The 16,434-nt window shown below is 41.8% G+C and carries 11 protein-coding genes; 1 reads left to right on the forward strand and 10 read right to left on the reverse strand.

The window, feature by feature from the left end:
* Nucleotides 1-161 precede the first annotated feature (161 nt).
* The 10 genes from ACQ2HE_RS08665 to ACQ2HE_RS08710 form a co-directional block, all read right to left on the reverse strand.
* A complete protein-coding gene (locus ACQ2HE_RS08665; protein WP_430898535.1) occupies nt 162-1,205 on the reverse strand; it encodes an NAD(P)-dependent alcohol dehydrogenase in 1,044 nt (347 codons plus the stop codon).
* Between the two features lie 91 nt (nt 1,206-1,296).
* Nucleotides 1,297-2,370, reverse strand: a complete 1,074-nt coding sequence (gene leuB / locus ACQ2HE_RS08670; protein ID WP_430898533.1) for a 3-isopropylmalate dehydrogenase — start codon at nt 2,368-2,370, stop codon at nt 1,297-1,299.
* A 21-nt stretch (nt 2,371-2,391) separates the two neighbouring features.
* Entirely contained in the window at nt 2,392-3,921 is a 1,530-nt protein-coding gene (locus ACQ2HE_RS08675; RefSeq protein ID WP_430898531.1) for an alpha-isopropylmalate synthase regulatory domain-containing protein, read from the reverse strand.
* Nucleotides 3,922-3,946: 25 nt separating this feature from the next.
* Nucleotides 3,947-4,543 (reverse strand): 3-isopropylmalate dehydratase small subunit, encoded by a 597-nt coding sequence (gene leuD / locus ACQ2HE_RS08680; protein ID WP_430898529.1) that lies wholly within the window; start codon nt 4,541-4,543, stop codon nt 3,947-3,949.
* A 28-nt stretch (nt 4,544-4,571) separates the two neighbouring features.
* Nucleotides 4,572-5,975 (reverse strand): 3-isopropylmalate dehydratase large subunit, encoded by a 1,404-nt coding sequence (gene leuC / locus ACQ2HE_RS08685; RefSeq protein ID WP_430898527.1) that lies wholly within the window; start codon nt 5,973-5,975, stop codon nt 4,572-4,574.
* A 401-nt stretch (nt 5,976-6,376) separates the two neighbouring features.
* Nucleotides 6,377-9,499, reverse strand: a complete 3,123-nt coding sequence (locus ACQ2HE_RS08690; protein WP_430898525.1) for an efflux RND transporter permease subunit — start codon at nt 9,497-9,499, stop codon at nt 6,377-6,379.
* 28 nt (nt 9,500-9,527) lie between these two features.
* Nucleotides 9,528-10,601, reverse strand: a complete 1,074-nt coding sequence (locus ACQ2HE_RS08695; protein ID WP_430898523.1) for an efflux RND transporter periplasmic adaptor subunit — start codon at nt 10,599-10,601, stop codon at nt 9,528-9,530.
* 8 nt (nt 10,602-10,609) lie between these two features.
* Complete coding sequence (locus tag ACQ2HE_RS08700) at nt 10,610-11,890, reverse strand: TolC family protein (RefSeq protein WP_430898521.1); 1,281 nt, start codon at nt 11,888-11,890, stop codon at nt 10,610-10,612.
* 65 nt (nt 11,891-11,955) lie between these two features.
* Complete coding sequence (locus ACQ2HE_RS08705) at nt 11,956-12,324, reverse strand: hypothetical protein (protein ID WP_430898519.1); 369 nt, start codon at nt 12,322-12,324, stop codon at nt 11,956-11,958.
* Nucleotides 12,325-13,777: 1,453 nt separating this feature from the next.
* Nucleotides 13,778-14,989: a DUF2264 domain-containing protein gene (locus ACQ2HE_RS08710; protein ID WP_430898517.1), complete on the reverse strand. Its 1,212-nt coding sequence runs from the start codon at nt 14,987-14,989 to the stop codon at nt 13,778-13,780.
* Between the two features lie 280 nt (nt 14,990-15,269).
* On the opposite strand from ACQ2HE_RS08710, the gene ACQ2HE_RS08715 reads away from it, so the two are divergent.
* Nucleotides 15,270-16,310, forward strand: a complete 1,041-nt coding sequence (locus ACQ2HE_RS08715; protein ID WP_430898515.1) for a nucleoid-associated protein — start codon at nt 15,270-15,272, stop codon at nt 16,308-16,310.
* Nucleotides 16,311-16,434 lie beyond the last annotated feature (124 nt).

The following is a 16,434-nucleotide window of genomic DNA, read 5'->3' on the forward strand; positions in this document are numbered from 1 at the left end:
TATAAAGAGATAAACGTTTTAAAAGTCAATCATCCATATTTGTACAGAAGTGAAAAATGAACCAGTCAAACTCTTCACAACAAACATATGTGGAAGATTATTGCAGTGCGTTAACCTGTATTTCCACGCGATCTCAATTATTAATTATTAATTCTTAACTATTAATTCTTCTTCAGGTCTATCACAAACCGATACCTCACATCATTTTTAATCATGCGTTCGTAGGCTTCGTTGATATCCTTCATTGCAATCACTTCTACATCGGCAACGATATTGTGCTCTGCACAGTAGTCCAGCATTTCCTGGGTTTCTTTAGTGCCGCCAATCATTGATCCGGTAATGCTTCTGCGATTCTTCAGTAATGCAAATGGACTTACTTTGGGATCTTCTGCCGGTAACCCAACAATCATCATCCTACCTTCCATATCCAACAAACTCAAGTACTTTTCGTAGTTATGTGGAGCCGAAACCGTATTCAACAATACATCGAAATAACTATCGTGGGCCTTCATCTGCTCAGGATCAGTTGACAACAAAAACTTATGAGCGCCTAAACGATCAGCATCTTTTGCTTTAGAAGGACTGGTACTGATCAAAGTCACTTCTGCGCCAAAAGAAACAGCGAATTTCACACCCATATGACCCAATCCGCCCAATCCAATCACTCCTACTTTGGTTCCTTTCTTCACTCCCGCAAAACGCAAAGGGGAATAGGTAGTGATACCTGCACACAACAAGGGTGCAGCACCGGCGAGGTCTAATTTTTCTGAAAGATGAAATACATAACGTTCATCGGTTACAATTTGAGAAGCATAGCCTCCTTGAGCAATGGTTTTTCCATCACGCTCGTAGGTATTGTAGGTTCCTGTCATCCCTTCTACACAATACTGTTCCATTTCTTTTTGGCAGTTCTTACAAGTTCGACAGCTATCTACCATTACCCCAACTGCGGCTAAATCGCCTACTTTGAACCCTTTTACAGCGGAACCAACGGCTGTAACCTTTCCTACAATTTCATGGCCGGGAACCATTGGGTAAATGGAACCGCCCCACTCGTCGCGGGCTTGGTGAATATCGCTGTGACAAACACCGCAGTATAAAATTTCGATTTGAACATCGGAAGGACGTACTTCTCTTCTATCAAATTGGTAAGGCACTAGAGGCGTGGTGGGGCTCATAGCCGCATAAGCAAACGTATTCGACATAATTCTCAAGTTTTTGGAAAAATCAATAAAAAATGGCTGTGTAAATGTAACACAGCCATCAAATATAATTACAAGTATTTCTGCAAATGGTTTACAAAGCAGCCGCCACTTTTTCTCCCATGGCAGCAGTACCGAGAATTTTATCGGCAGGCGTACTAGCGTCTGCAATATCACGGGTTCTAAATCCTTGTTTCAAAACCGCATCTACCGCATTGATGATATCATTCGATTCTGCCTTCATTCCAAAAGAGATATCCAATAGCAAAGCAGCACTCAAAATAGAAGCTAATGGATTGGCTACACCCTTACCGGTAATATCGTGAGCAGAACCGTGAATGGGTTCGTAAACACCTGTTCCATCACCAATAGAGGCCGATGCTAACATTCCCATTGAACCGGCAATTTGAGAAGCCTCATCGGTCAAAATATCGCCAAACAAGTTTGCCGTTACTACTACATCGAAACGACGCGGATCTTTGATCAACAACATCGCAGTAGCATCCACAAATTGATGTTCTACTTCTACATCCGGATACTCTTTCGCCACTTGCTGAATCACTTCTCTCCACAAACGAGAGGTTTCAATTACATTGGCTTTATCAACAGAGCACAATTTCTTGCGACGAGTACGCGCAGCTTCAAACGCCTTGCGAGCAATGCGTTCTACCTCGTATTTGCTGTATTCTGCAATATCATAAGCAGTGTCGCCATTGTTCTTTCTTCCCTTCTCACCAAAATAAATATCACCGGTTAATTCACGGAAGAAAAGAATATCGGCACCACGTAAAATTTCAGGTTTGATGCTAGAAGCTTCCAACAATTCATCAAATAATTTGATGGGACGAAGATTGGCATACAATCTCAATTCTTTTCTCATTTTCAACAACCCTTGTTCCGGACGAACTTTTGCACTCGGATCATTGTCGTATTTAGGATGACCAACCGCACCAAACAAAACGGCATCAGAAGCGCGCATTTTTTCCAGGCTCTCGTCTGGAAGCGGACTACCGGTTGCTTCAATGGCCACATGCCCAATCAATGCTTCATCATAAGTAAACTCTTGACCGTATTTGGCGGCTATTTTATCTAGAATGATTTTTCCAACTGCAGTTACTTCTTGTCCGATACCATCGCCGGGTACCACTAAAATGTGCTTTTTTGCCATTACTCTATTTTTGAAAGTTCTTTATTCAGTTATTAGATTGAGCATTTTCTGCGTTGCCTTAATGGCCGATACGGTTTGATCGCTATCGAGGCCTCGGGTTTTAAACTCTTTACCATGATGACTCCAGGTAATCACCGTTTCGCACAAGGCATCGGTTTTACCACCGGGTGGAATGCGCACCGCATAATCAGCCAAACTTGGCATCGCTATTTTTTTCTTAGCGTAGATCTTTTTGATGGCGTTCATAAAGGCATCATACTGTCCGTCACCTTGCGCATGCTCTTCCAACTTTTCTCCGTTGATCGAAACTTGAACCGTTACCGATGGATGGAGGTTTTTGGTATGTGTAAGTACATAATTTGAGATCTGTACTTTTTCAACAATGGTCTTGCTATCAAGAACATCGGAAATGATGTACGGAAGATCTGCTTGCGTCACTACTTCTTTCTTATCACCCAATTCAATGATGCGTTGTGTTACCTTTTTCAAATCGGTATCAGACAATTGAATCCCTAGTTGCATCAAGTTGTTCTCAATATTCGCTTTACCACTTGTTTTACCTAATGCGTATTTACGTTGACGACCGAAGCGTTCGGGCATCAAGTCGCTAAAATACAATCGGTTCTTTTTATCACCATCGGCGTGAATACCGGCAGTTTGTGTAAATACGTTTTCGCCTACAACCGGTTTGTTGGCGGGGATTCGGAAACCCGTGAAAGTTTCTACCAGTTTACTCACCGAATACAAACTCTTCTCGGGAATATTGGTGCGCACTTCTGGCATGAAATCGTTCAATACAGCGATAGCACTAGCCAAAGGAGCATTGCCTGCTCTTTCGCCCATACCATTGATGGTTAAATGCAATCCATGTGCACCGGCGCGAACGCCTTCCAACACATTCGCTGTGCCCAAATCGTAATCGTTATGAGCGTGAAAATCGAAATGCGTGTTGGGATATTTTTTTACGATTGCAGAAATATACTGATACACTTCACTGGGTGTAAGTACTCCCAAGGTATCGGGAAGCATCACACGCTTTACAGGTTGCTTTGTAATGAAGTCGAGGTACTGATATACATATTCAGGAGAATGGCGCATACCATTGCTCCAGTCTTCCAAATACACGTTGCAGTCAATTCCTTTCTTCTTTGCCAATTTAATGACCTCAGCAATTTCTTTGAAATGTTGCTCCGGGGTTTTCTTCAACTGATGGGTGAGGTGATTCATCGATCCTTTGGTAAGGAGATTCATCACTTTGGCTCCGGCTTTGATCATCCAGTTAATAGAAACATCTCCATCTACAAATGTGAGCACTTCTACGCGGTTGATCATACCATTGGCTTTCGCCCATTTGGTAATTTTCTTTACCGCTTCAAATTCGCCTTCACTTACCCTTGCAGAGGCAATTTCAATTCGATCGGCTTTTACTTCTGTAAGCAGAAGTTGGGCGATCGTTAACTTTTCTGAGGCTGAGAAAGAAACCCCGCTGGTTTGTTCGCCATCGCGGAGGGTCGTATCCATGATCTCAACCGTACGTTTTGCTGGAGCCATGTTGCTTGCTTATTCGGAATCGCTATTAATAATGAGATTGTTCAGCGAAGGTTCCGATCTTTTGCTTGATTGATTGTAAGAAATCGATATCGTCGTAACCATTCAATAGGTTGTTCTTTTTGTACCCATTGATATCGAAGCTTTCTTTTGCACCTGTACCAACAATGGTAATGGTTTGAGCAGGAAGGTCTACTTCGAGTTCAGCCTTTGGATCGGCTTCGATGGCTTTGAATATTTGATCTAAGAACTCAGGACTTACTGTTACAGGAAGAATCCCTACGTTCAAGGAATTGTTCTTAAAGATATCGGCGAAAAAGCTTGATACTACACAACGGAAGCCGTAATCATAGATCGCCCAAGCTGCGTGCTCACGGCTACTACCACTTCCGAAGTTCTTACCACCCACTAAAATTTTTCCGGTATAGATGGGGTTATTAAGAACGAAATCTTGCTTAGGAGAATCGTCACTATTGTAACGCCAGTCGCGGAACAAATTATCACCAAAGCCTTTGCGTTCGGTTGCTTTCAAAAAACGCGCAGGAATGATTTGATCGGTGTCTACGTTTTCAATGGGCATAGGTACTGCTGAAGAGCGAAGCACCGTAAATTTATCGTAAGCCATAATAGTTAAGTTTGAAAGAAGAAATTAATTAAAGTAATTCGCGAGGGTCGGTTACTTTACCGGTTACCGCTGCTGCTGCTGCAACTAAGGGGCTGGCGAGCAATGTGCGGGCACCCGGACCTTGACGACCTTCGAAGTTTCTGTTACTGGTACTTACTGCATATTTACCGGCAGGAATTTTATCATCATTCATAGCCAAACAAGCAGAGCAGCCCGGTTGACGCAGTTCGAATCCTGCTTCTTTCAAAATATCGTAGATACCTTCTTCTTTAATTTGCTGTTCAACAATGTGAGAACCCGGAACAATCCAAGCTGTGACATGATCGGCTTTCTTTCTTCCTTTAACAATGGAAGCAAAAGCGCGGAAGTCTTCAATACGACCATTGGTACAGCTACCAATGAATACATAATCAACCTGCTTTCCAATCATGGGATCGGCTTCGTGGAAGCCCATATAGTTGAGCGATTTTTCGTAAGAAGCTTTCGCACCTCCTACTTCAGCAGCCGTTGGAATTTTCTTACTGATACCGATTCCCATACCCGGGTTAGTACCGTAAGTGATCATCGGTTCAATATCGGCTGCATTGTAATTCAGAATGACATCAAATGAAGCACCTTCATCTGTTTTGAGTGTTTTCCAATATTCTAACAAACGATCCCAATCAGCTCCTTTAGGGGCTTTATCGCGACCTTTGATATAATTGAAAGTTGTTTCATCGGGAGCAACCATACCACCACGAGCACCCATTTCAATACTCATGTTACATACGGTCATTCTTCCTTCCATGCTCATGTTCTCAAATACAGAGCCGGCGTATTCTACAAAGTATCCTGTTGCACCACTCGCAGAAATTTGAGCGATGATATAGAGAACTACGTCTTTTGGAGTAACGCCTTTGCTCAATTCACCGTTCACATTGATCAACATCTTCTTGGGTTTCGGTTGCATGATACATTGAGAACTCAACACCATTTCAACCTCGGAAGTACCGATACCAAATGCAATGGCCCCGAATGCACCGTGCGTACTAGTGTGTGAGTCGCCACACACAATGGTCATACCGGGAAGGGTAATGCCGTTTTCCGGACCCACAACGTGTACAATCCCGTTCTTTGGATCGCCTAAACCCCAGTGAGAAATTCCGTATTTCGCTGAGTTGCGTTCCAACGCTGCCAGTTGATTCGCACTAAGCGGATCTTGCACCGGCAAGTGTTGATTGATGGTAGGGGTATTGTGATCAGCTGTTGCAAATGTGCGCTCGGGATATAAAACCGACAAGCCGCGTTGCTCCAAGCCTAAAAATGCCACGGGGCTGGTTACTTCGTGAATGAAATGACGATCGATAAAGAAAACATCTGGACCATCTTCGATGTGCTGAACCACGTGTGCGTCCCATACCTTATCGAACAATGTGCGAGGACTAGTACTCATTTTTTAGAATTTTAAATAGAACTGCAAAAATCTTGATTTTTCATCAAATAGCGAGCGATCCATCCGAAGTTTCTTTAATAAAACCCGTTTATTTTTAAAGAAAAACTCGTTTTTTCGCTAACTACCATTAGTTTCCGATAGAATCGGTCCGGAAAGTTACCAATTTCGCCTCTAAACTCCCTTTCATAAAAATGCCCCGCGAGTAGAAACCCACGGGGGAATATATATATAACCTAGAACTACTTGATTGATGAGGAGGAAACGAGGATAAGAGGAAAGCACCATTGCGTCCATCCTCCCTCCTCCATCCTCCTTCCTCCCTCTTCCCTCTCCCCCTGTTCCTCCCCCTCTTCTTTCTCTTCACCCCCTGTTCCTCCTCCTCTTCTTTCTCATTACCCCTCTTACTCCATCTTCCTCCCCAACTTCCGATACCCCAAGTAAAAGAACAGCGGGAATACCAATAGGGTAAGAACCGTAGCGGTGATCAATCCACCAATTACTACAATAGCGAGTGGACGAGAGGTTTCAGAACCGATGCCGTGTGATAAAGCAGCAGGCATCAATCCAATGGCGGCCATGAGCGCCGTCATTAAAACAGGACGAACCCTTGACTGCACTCCTTCTCGAATTGCAACCTCTAAAGAATGATGATTGAATTCACTTTTTTTGATCTTCTGAATATTGGTTTTAAAAACGGAGATTAGAATCACCCCATTCTGAATACATATACCAAACAAGGCGATGAACCCGATACCGGCAGAGATACTGAAATTGACTCCTGTTATCAACAAAGCTGCAATACCACCAATGATGGCAAACGGAACATTCAATAACACCATCCCTGAATCCTTGATATTTCCAAACATGATGAATAAAATGAGGAAGATGATTACCAAGCTCACCGGAACCACTTGCGCCAAGCGCTTGGAAGCTCTCTGCTGGTTTTCAAAATCACCTGCCCATTGCATTTCATTTCCTTTGTCTAAATGCACTTTTTCGTTCACTTTCGCCTGCGCCTCTTCGATAGTGCTTCCCATATCTCTACCACGCACAGAGAATTTCACAGCACTGTATCTTCTATTGTCATCTCTGAATACAATACTAGCACCGGTGATTTTTGAAATAGAGGCGATGTTTTTAATGGGAACTTTTGTGCCTCTTAATGTCGGAACCAAAAGGTTACTAATAGCCTCAGCATTATTGCGATAATTCTCTTCATAACGAAGTCGCAATTGAAACTTACGTTCGCCTTCATAGATCTGAGAGATTGCTTTACCGCCAATGGCCATTTCAATAATTGCATTCGCATCGGCCGTGGTTACACCATACATGGCCATTTTTGCTTGATCCAAATCGATTCTCAACTCAGGTTGACCAATATTTCTAATAACACCCAAATCTTCTACCCCTTTAATTCCTTTCATTACTTCGTACACCTCGTAGGCTTTCTTCTCGGTATAAGCAAGAGTATCTCCATAGATCTTCACACACAAAGAACCTTTTACACCTGAAACGGCCTCTTCCACATTGTCCATAATGGGCTGAGAGAAGTTCAAGTCCACTCCCGGAAATGCGGAGAGACTGCGCTGCATTTTATCGATCAATTCATCTTTGGTAAGTCCACTTTTCCATTCAGCTTTCGGATAGATATCAACGTGAAATTCGATATTGTAGAAGCCCGTAGCATCCGTGCCATCGTTAGGGCGGCCTGTTTGCGACATCACCTGACGCACTTCCGGATAGGTCAAGATGATCTTACGCATTTTATTTGCCAAGTCTCTTGATTCATCGAGTGAAATACTGAGCGGACAAGTAGCACGAATGTAGATCGCACCTTCATCTAATTCCGGCAAAAACTCAGAACCTAAGAACTTAAAACTGAACAATCCAACAACCACCAGTACCGCACTTACTATTAAGGTGATTCTTTTGTGTAAGTAGGTAAATTTGAACATGCCCATCACCTTGTGGATCAACCATTCAATTGCAGGATTGTGACGTTCGCGTACATTCTTTCGTAACAATAAACTACTTAACAAAGGAATCAACGTGAGCGTTAAAATCAACGCACCCAACAATGCGAATCCAAGCGTCCAAGCGAGTGGCGAGAACATTTTTCCCTCTACTTTTTGGAAAGCAAAAATGGGAAGCAAGCCGGCGATAATGATCAATTTAGAGAAGAAGATCGCTTTGCCCAATTCTCCACCGGTATTCTTAATGAGTCCTAATTTAGATAGCTTATTGAATCGCTCCATTCCTAGTTGCTTGGCCTTCGCATCCAACAGTACGAAGATACCCTCCACCATTACCACGGCCCCATCGATGATGATACCAAAGTCGATGGCACCCATTGAAAGCAAGTTTGCACTCATCCCTTTCAGGGTTAAACAGATGAAGGCAAAAAGAAGGGCCAACGGAATTACGATGGCAACAATAACCGTAGTGCGCCAATCGGCCATGAACAAAAACACGATCACGGTTACAAATAAGATACCCTCAAGCATGTTGTGCAATACGGTGTGGGTAGCATAGTTGATTAGGTCGTTACGATTGTAAAAGGTTTTAATTTTTACATACCCCGGCAACACTTTTTCATTTAGGTAATCGATTTTCGCTTGTACTTTTTTGATTACTTCACTTGGATTCTCACCCTTGCGCATCACAATAATCCCTTCCACCACATCATTTTCTTTATCGCGACCAACCTGACCGAGTCTTGGCAAATTCGAAACTTCTACTGTTGCTACATCTTTTACTAGAATGGGGGTATTATTGATATCGTCAACAATGATATTCTTAATTTCCTCAACATTGTTGATCAAGCCGATACCTCGCACTACATAGGCTTGTGAATTGTCAACAATTACATCTCCACCAACATTGATATTGCTTTTTGAAATAGCAGTACTTACGTCTAAGGGAGTGATATTGTAAGAAGCGAGTTTAACCGGATTTACTTTGATCTCAAAAGTTTTTACTTCACCACCAAAACTCACTACATCTCCCACACCCGGAACTCCCAATATTTGACGTTCAATAACCCAATCTTGCAAGGTTTTCAAATCGCGTACGGAGCGCGACATGCTTTGCAAGGAATAGCGAAAAATTTCACCAGTGGGACCAGTAGGTGGTTGAATATCGGGATCAGCTCCATCCGGCAAATTCACATCACGAATGAGGTTATTAACCTGTTGACGGGCAAATGCGTCGTCTACATTATCATCAAAAATTACTTTTACCACACTCAAACCAAAAACGGTAGTTGAACGAACCGATGTTTTCTTCTGCACCGGATTCATGGCTACTTCCAATGGAACGGTTACATATTTTTCAACTTCCTCTGCGCTTCTACCCGGCCATTGAGTGATGATAGTGATTTGTGTATTGGTTACATCCGGAAAGGCTTCAATCGGGATGTTTTTGAATGCCAACGAACCCCAGATAATTAAAATCAGGGTCGAAAGCATGATAAAAAACTTGTTCTTTATGGAGAACGCGATCACGCGTTTTAAAAACTTACTCATACAAATAATATTAGTGTGAACAATGCGACTAACGAGCAATCAATGCCTGATAAATAAATACTTGTGAGCTAGCGACTACTTCATCACCCTCGTTCAACCCACTCACATAAGCCTTAGTATCCACTCTTTTAATAACTTCAACCGGCTTAATTACTAGGTCTTTCCCTTTTTTCACAACCACATAGTTCTTACTATTATCAAAGATGATCGCTTGCGCAGGAATGGACTCAACAGGTCTAGCTGATCTTGTTTTTACTTCAACAGTAGCAAACATTTCAGGCTTTAACTCATTGTTTGGATTATTCATACTGATACGCACCTGCATGGTTCTGTTCACAGGATCGAGTACATTGTATATTTTGTCGATTCTTCCGACATATGTTTTCTGAGGATCGGTAAGAGTAGCCACTGTTACTGTATCACCTAAATGAACGTGATTGATATCAGCCTCGTAAACATTCGCCATGATCCATACATTGGATAAATCGGCGATAGTAAATATTTCATTGTTGTTATCTTGGCGCACTTCCGAGTGACTAAAAATGTTCTTAGTGATCACGTAGCCGCTAATCGGCGCTCTGAAATAATAGTTACTGTTGTTACCACCTGATATCTGCAACAGTTGTTGTTGTTTGTTTAAATCTGCTTTTGCTTTATTATAATCGGCTTGTGCGCCAGCCAAGTCGCGCTCAGTTGCTAATTTGCTAGCATAAAGATCTTGTGTAGTTTCTAAACTTTTCTTTGCCAAATTCAGATTTGCTTCTGCAGCACTCAGGTCACCTGTAATACCGGCCACTTCTGCACTTCTAATTTCGGCGAGTAATGTCCCTTGGTTCACATAATCGCCCAATTCTACTTTCACATCTCCCACTCTACCACTAGCCAGTGCATAGATTTTCGCTTGCTTAGACTCATTGGCTTGTACTTTACCATTCAAACGAATGACATCGGTAATGGCCTCACTTGTTACCGGTACAATGGAGAGATTCTTGAGAACACTGTCGGGAATTACACCGGCATCAAGAGGAGCAGCAGCTTCTTGATGATTGCAAGCCACTCCAAAAACAGATATCAATGCTAGACTAAAAAATAATGATTTCATATACTAGGTTATAAATTGAATAATGGGGTACCAACGGCATAGCTGAGTGTTTCAACTGCCAGAAAACGATTGGTGGTTAACTGATTCATTTGTAGAATACTTTCCTTATATGAATCCAGAAAATCGGTCAACTCGAGAAGGGAGATGTTTTTCTTTTGAAAATTCTCTAACATCTTAGCGGTGATCTCTTGATAATTCGCTAAATAACTTCCATCAATCTGTTGAAGTGTTTTCTCTGCATTCAAGGCTTGAGCATAGGCCTTCATCACATCATTCTCTACTGATTCTTTTTGAATATCTGCACGCATTTTGTCTTGCTCAACACCCAATTTCGCAGCTTTGATATTTCCTTGATTTCTATTGAAGAAAGGCAAGTCAATAGCAAGGGTTAAGAAATTAGCGTTGTTCACATAACTGCCTCTTTTATCAAATTGTGCTCCGAGCGTTAAATCGGGAACGGCCATAGCTTTCTGCAGCGCAAGATTTTGCTCGCTATAGCGAACATTGGTTTGTGCTAGTTTTAAGTCAAATCGATTGTTGTAGGCACTATCAACCAAACTCTGCAATGGCAAACTTGAAACTGAAATTGCTTTCCATTTGTCTAGTTCCGGAACCGGAACAAAAAAAGTTCCATTACCATGAAGAAGCAATTGCAGATCACTTTGAGCGTCGGTGATGTCTTGTTGAACTTGTTGGCGAGACGATTGCAAGCCATACAAGAGTGACTGGATCCGTATTCTATCTTTTCCGGTTACCACCCCTTTCTGCTCCAAGGCTTTGTATTGCTCTACAAGCGACTGAAGCGTTGCAATTTGTGCATCGTAGGCTTTAATGGCTTCCAGCCCGGTATAAATCTGATAAAAATCAGAATGCAAGGCATACTTCAAATTGCGAAGTAGGTCATAAAAACGGTTTTGAGCCATGTCCATATTCAGCGTTGCCATCTTCACTTGCTTGGCTCTTTTACCGGCCAGGATAATGAGCTGTTGTACATCGAAAGTGTACTGACCGGTTTGATTCGATACATCAGGGAATTTCTTCAGATCGGGATTGTACAAACCACCCGTTACTTGAAGATTGGGATTGGGATACAATTTCGCCTGCATTACCAAAGCGCTTGCGATAGGGATATCGTACTTAGCAGTCAACACTGTTAAGTTTGATTTCAGAAATCGTGCTTCTGCTTCGGGTAAACTAATTCGTAAACTGTCTTGTGCCGATCCAAAAAAGGGACACAGCAAGCCCAGTACAGCAATAAGGCTGTAAGGCTTCTTCAATGAAGACCACATAAAATAATATTTAGAAATAGGAAATGAGGGGTTCTGCCTAATTAGAACCTAACATGCGCGTTTCACTAGGCTGCAATCAAATCGGGAGGAGGCGTTTGGATATCGGTCACTAAAGAAGTAAAAGCAGGTACCTTGTAAGGGGGGTACTGCTGTACTTTCTCAGGGCTTGGAACTTCTGTTTCTATTTCATTAAAAACAGGTTCGTATATACTATGGGTTAGTTTAACGATGTGAAACACTTGGCCTTGATCGTCGTCTTCGTCGTCGGAGGTTTTATCTTTTCCCAAGGCCACTTCAATGTATTCAACAACACTATTGATATCATCTTTTTGAAAACCGTTCTTAAAGCTAATGTCTTGCTCTTCCGTTTGCGGAATAAACATCGAAGTGTTTAGGTGAGACAAGAGTAGTATGAATGCCAGTAGCTTCTTCATGGTTATATATAGCTTGTTAACGTATGTCAACAAATTTCCTAACGCAAATGTGATTCAAAACATTGAACAATTCAAGCGAATTGCAAACCATTAACGATGTTTAACAGATTGTAAACATTGATTATCAAGATATAACTTAAGATAAGCTTAAAAAGCAATTAGGAGTTAAGAATTAAGAATTAAACAGCCGGGAGCTAATTGGGAAATTAGTGGATTTGGGAATTGGTGGGGTACGTAACCGATGGAATTAAATATGAAAAGGAGCAAATGTTTGTAGATTATTAGTGTGTTACACCTGTGCGCCGCCGTCGATTTATCGCGGCGGCATCTTTAATTTGTTCTCATGTAGCAACGCGATTCATCGCGTTGTTTCAATAGCGATTTATCGCGTTATCTGATTAAGGATTTATTGTGTTGTTTACGTAACGATTTTCCTACCGGCAATCGAACCTGCAGGATTCGCACCTTAATAAATCAATCATTCATACAATCGTACAACCGACCCTGGAAGAGTCGCATGTTCGTAGCAGAAAAAATCAAAGTATGAGCAACCCGACCCCGGAGGGGTCGCACATCAGTAGTAGCAATGAAGATGAACAATGCAAACGACCCTGTAGGGGTCGTACATCAGTAGCACCAACAATCGATGTTCAGTGCATTCGACCCTGTAGGGGTCGTACATTTATAAATCCATAATTCGTGCGATGAAACAACACGACCCTGGAAGGGTCGCATATTCGTAGCAGAAAAATCAAGGAAAGAGCAACCCGACCCCAGAGGGGTCGTATGTGGTTTTTCTAGACAGAATAATTTGGTTGCAGTATCTGTCTGATTAAATTTCAAACCTCTCTCCTAATCGAATTAATGTTGGGCACAAGCTTTTCCAGAATCGCTAAGCTAGTGCCACGGAAATATTTGGGCACAAGCTTATCCCGAATCGCTGCGCTCTCGGGACAGGCAGCTTGCGCCAACTAATGTTGTCTTGGTATTTCAAGCTTACGCTTGAAAAGAAACCCGCGAGCTCACGCTCGCTCCGACACCAAAAAATCTTTCGCAAAAATCATCGTATCGATACCACAAAGGCTCGCATTTTGGTAACAGCGATGAACGCGAACAATGCAAACGACCCTTTAGGGGTCGTACATCAGTTGCACTAACAATCGATGTTCAGTGCATTCGACCCTGTAGGGGTCGTACATCAGTAGCACCAACAATCGATGTTCAGTGCATTCGACCCTGTAGGGGTCGTACATCAGTAGCACCAACAATCAATTTTCAGTGCATTCGACCCTGTAAGGGTCGCACATTGACAAAAACACCATTCGCGCGTTGAAACAACCGACCCTGGAAGGGTCGCATATTCGTAGCAGAAAAAGCAATGAAAGAGCAACCCGACCCCGGAGGGGTCGCATATTGGTAGCACCAATAAACCACAGCAACCCTAACAAACAAATTACAGATCCACTGCATGATCCGCATTTCCATCTTCACCCGCCCACAGTTTCTTTGAAGTCCATGCCTGTGCCGGTGCGCTCCAAAACAAATCCGTTTCAGGTAACCCTAATGGAAGAAAAACTTCGCTACATATATACAGACTGCCTGTTGTTATATAGAAATCAGCCAACCCCGGCTGAAAACCACTTACCCCAATTCGCAACCATCCCTTAGCATCATAAGAACCAGCAACACCCAATGTCTTCCCAATTGTAGCCGTTAGTGCACAACGAACTTGCGCCGGATGAAGCGAGGCAGGCAGTTGCTTCATTACACTCATAAAGGCCAAATGATGAAAAACACCCGTTCGATAGGTAATCGATCTTCCAATAATTGGATAGGTTCCATCGGCATTAATAGAACGTTCTTGCAATTCTGCATACCGCGCCGCCGCCTTTTCCATCTTAGGAAGAAAAGATTCATATCGCTTACTCAAATTCATAACTTCCTTTACAATAGTAATTAGGAAAGGATGAATCACGATACTATTATAATAATCCATATGAAATAACATGCCATCACTGTACAACCCATCACCTACATACCAATGATTGGAGAATTCCTTCACAGCAAAATCGATGCGCGTTAAATCGTATTCATATCCATATTTCAGAAAAAAGGTTTCGATCATGGCAGAGAACAACAACCAATTGCTATAAGAAGGAGTAATGGCTCTCGTGGAGCGAAAACAATTGACAACCTTGGTTTTCACTGAGGAATCCAATGCCATCCAAATTTTGGGTGCCCGAATGAATCCCAAGGCTAAAAATGCCGCATCTACTAAAGGTTGTCCCTGACCCCAATACATATAATCCTTCGCATTGGGGTCAACAGCATTGGCAACAGCCTTCGTGCTCCATTCAAAATACTTGTTTCGGAGCAATTGCTCTTCGGTGCTTCCACCTTCTCCATTTACCCAAGGTGCAATACCGGAAAATGTTCTTCCAAAAGCTTCCAGATAGGCTACTTTCAATCGGTGTTCTTTGTTATCTATATTAGGAGCCAATTCTACAGCCATCGATTCTTTTAGCCGATCGGCCGCCAACTGCTCCATCACCGGTCTTGCCATTTTGTCCATTTGTTGCAACCAATACACACGGTCGCTTTTTCCCGACTGCGCCATTAAAGAGCCAATATTGAAAATCAAAAAAGCAATTAGGAGCTGTTTCATTTGCTTAGTATTTCGGAATGAAGGTGTTTAGAGAAGATACAATAGTACTGATTTTCAGACTGATAGTTAGCATAAATTTCAATATAAAGTACTCCAACATAACTACTAAATCTCAAGTTGCTTACTAAACCATCTTTTACCGCAGCGGCGCAGCGATCGCAACGACTACGCAGCGCTGGCCATCTTCCTTTATTTCCTCGCTTCCCGGCTGTTTCATTATTAATTATTAATTATTAATTCTTTATTCTTTCTCCCTTAGTTTTGCGCCTCAATCGCTTCTATGATACTCAATAACGCAACCATTGCTCAACATACCCTGCATCAAATTGGCAATAAATCAATTGAAGGAAGATTTGCTCCCTCAAAAGAACTGACAGACCTATCGGATGACCTGAAAGAAAAACTGACCCCTTTCTATTTGAATAAGTTTTTCACCATCCCCGATCGTTACAAATTCTCACACGTTACCTCTCTTCAATACAATGAAGTGTATAACTATGTGAGTGCTATTTTTGAGAATCCGGAAAATTTTGTTGAAGAATCGAAAAACATCGCCACTCATCTTTATGAAAAATCAATACACCCTAACATCAAAGCAGGCGAGTTTCATGTAGTTCGATTTGAAAACATTGAATACAACAATCAAATTATCGATGCCATTGGATTATATAAAACAGAAGACAAATCAGGCTATTTAGAAGTACTAGAGAAATCAAAATCATTCGGATTAAATTACAAAGAAGGGATCGACATCAATAAATTCGATAAGGGCTGCCTGATCTTCAATTATGGAAAAGAAAATGGGTATGAACTTGTGGTAATCGACAAACAAAGCAAAGGAGAAGAAACCAAATATTGGATGGACGAATTTCTGACCGTTGTTTTGATCAGTACCGAGTTTACCCAAACAAACGAAATTCTTTCCATCACTAAAAACTATATCACCAAACAACTGGCCGATGAATTTGATGTATCCAAGACCGACAAAATTGACTTACTGAACCGTTCCATCGAATACTTCAAAACACATCAAAGTTTCGATAAAAATGAATTTGAAGAAGAAGTATTCCACTTCCCTGAAATGATCAGTTCCTTTCGAAATTTCGATCAACAATACCGAACAGAAAACGAAGTTGAAATTGGGGATCAGTTCGACATCTCCCCGATCGCCGTAAAAAAACAAGCCCGCGTTTTTAAAAGCGTTTTAAAGCTCGATCGCAATTTTCACATTTATATTCATGGCGACAAAACCCTCATCGAACGAGGCATTGAAGCCGATGGACGTAAATACTATAAGATCTATTTTGAGAATGAACTGTAAAAAATAGTTATTGAGTTTTTAAGTTGTGAGTTATAAGTTTTTGTGTTTTAACAGCTTTGATGTATGAAATACACGAGAGTTGAAATTGTATAAATCAATTCAATCAAAAAAAACCAAGCATCTT

This window comes from Endoryza foliicola (assembly GCF_050589245.1).
Lineage (GTDB): Bacteria > Bacteroidota > Bacteroidia > Chitinophagales > Chitinophagaceae > Endoryza > Endoryza foliicola.

Coding starts and splice junctions, on each gene's coding strand:
- ACQ2HE_RS08665 (WP_430898535.1), bottom strand. CDS start 1,205: ATGTCGAATACGTTTGCTTATGCGGCTATGAGCCCCACCACGCCTCTA.
- leuB (WP_430898533.1), bottom strand. CDS start 2,370: ATGGCAAAAAAGCACATTTTAGTGGTACCCGGCGATGGTATCGGACAA.
- ACQ2HE_RS08675 (WP_430898531.1), bottom strand. CDS start 3,921: ATGGCTCCAGCAAAACGTACGGTTGAGATCATGGATACGACCCTCCGC.
- leuD (WP_430898529.1), bottom strand. CDS start 4,543: ATGGCTTACGATAAATTTACGGTGCTTCGCTCTTCAGCAGTACCTATG.
- leuC (WP_430898527.1), bottom strand. CDS start 5,975: ATGAGTACTAGTCCTCGCACATTGTTCGATAAGGTATGGGACGCACAC.
- ACQ2HE_RS08690 (WP_430898525.1), bottom strand. CDS start 9,499: ATGAGTAAGTTTTTAAAACGCGTGATCGCGTTCTCCATAAAGAACAAG.
- ACQ2HE_RS08695 (WP_430898523.1), bottom strand. CDS start 10,601: ATGAAATCATTATTTTTTAGTCTAGCATTGATATCTGTTTTTGGAGTG.
- ACQ2HE_RS08700 (WP_430898521.1), bottom strand. CDS start 11,890: ATGTGGTCTTCATTGAAGAAGCCTTACAGCCTTATTGCTGTACTGGGC.
- ACQ2HE_RS08705 (WP_430898519.1), bottom strand. CDS start 12,324: ATGAAGAAGCTACTGGCATTCATACTACTCTTGTCTCACCTAAACACT.
- ACQ2HE_RS08710 (WP_430898517.1), bottom strand. CDS start 14,989: ATGAAACAGCTCCTAATTGCTTTTTTGATTTTCAATATTGGCTCTTTA.
- ACQ2HE_RS08715 (WP_430898515.1), top strand. CDS start 15,270: ATGATACTCAATAACGCAACCATTGCTCAACATACCCTGCATCAAATT.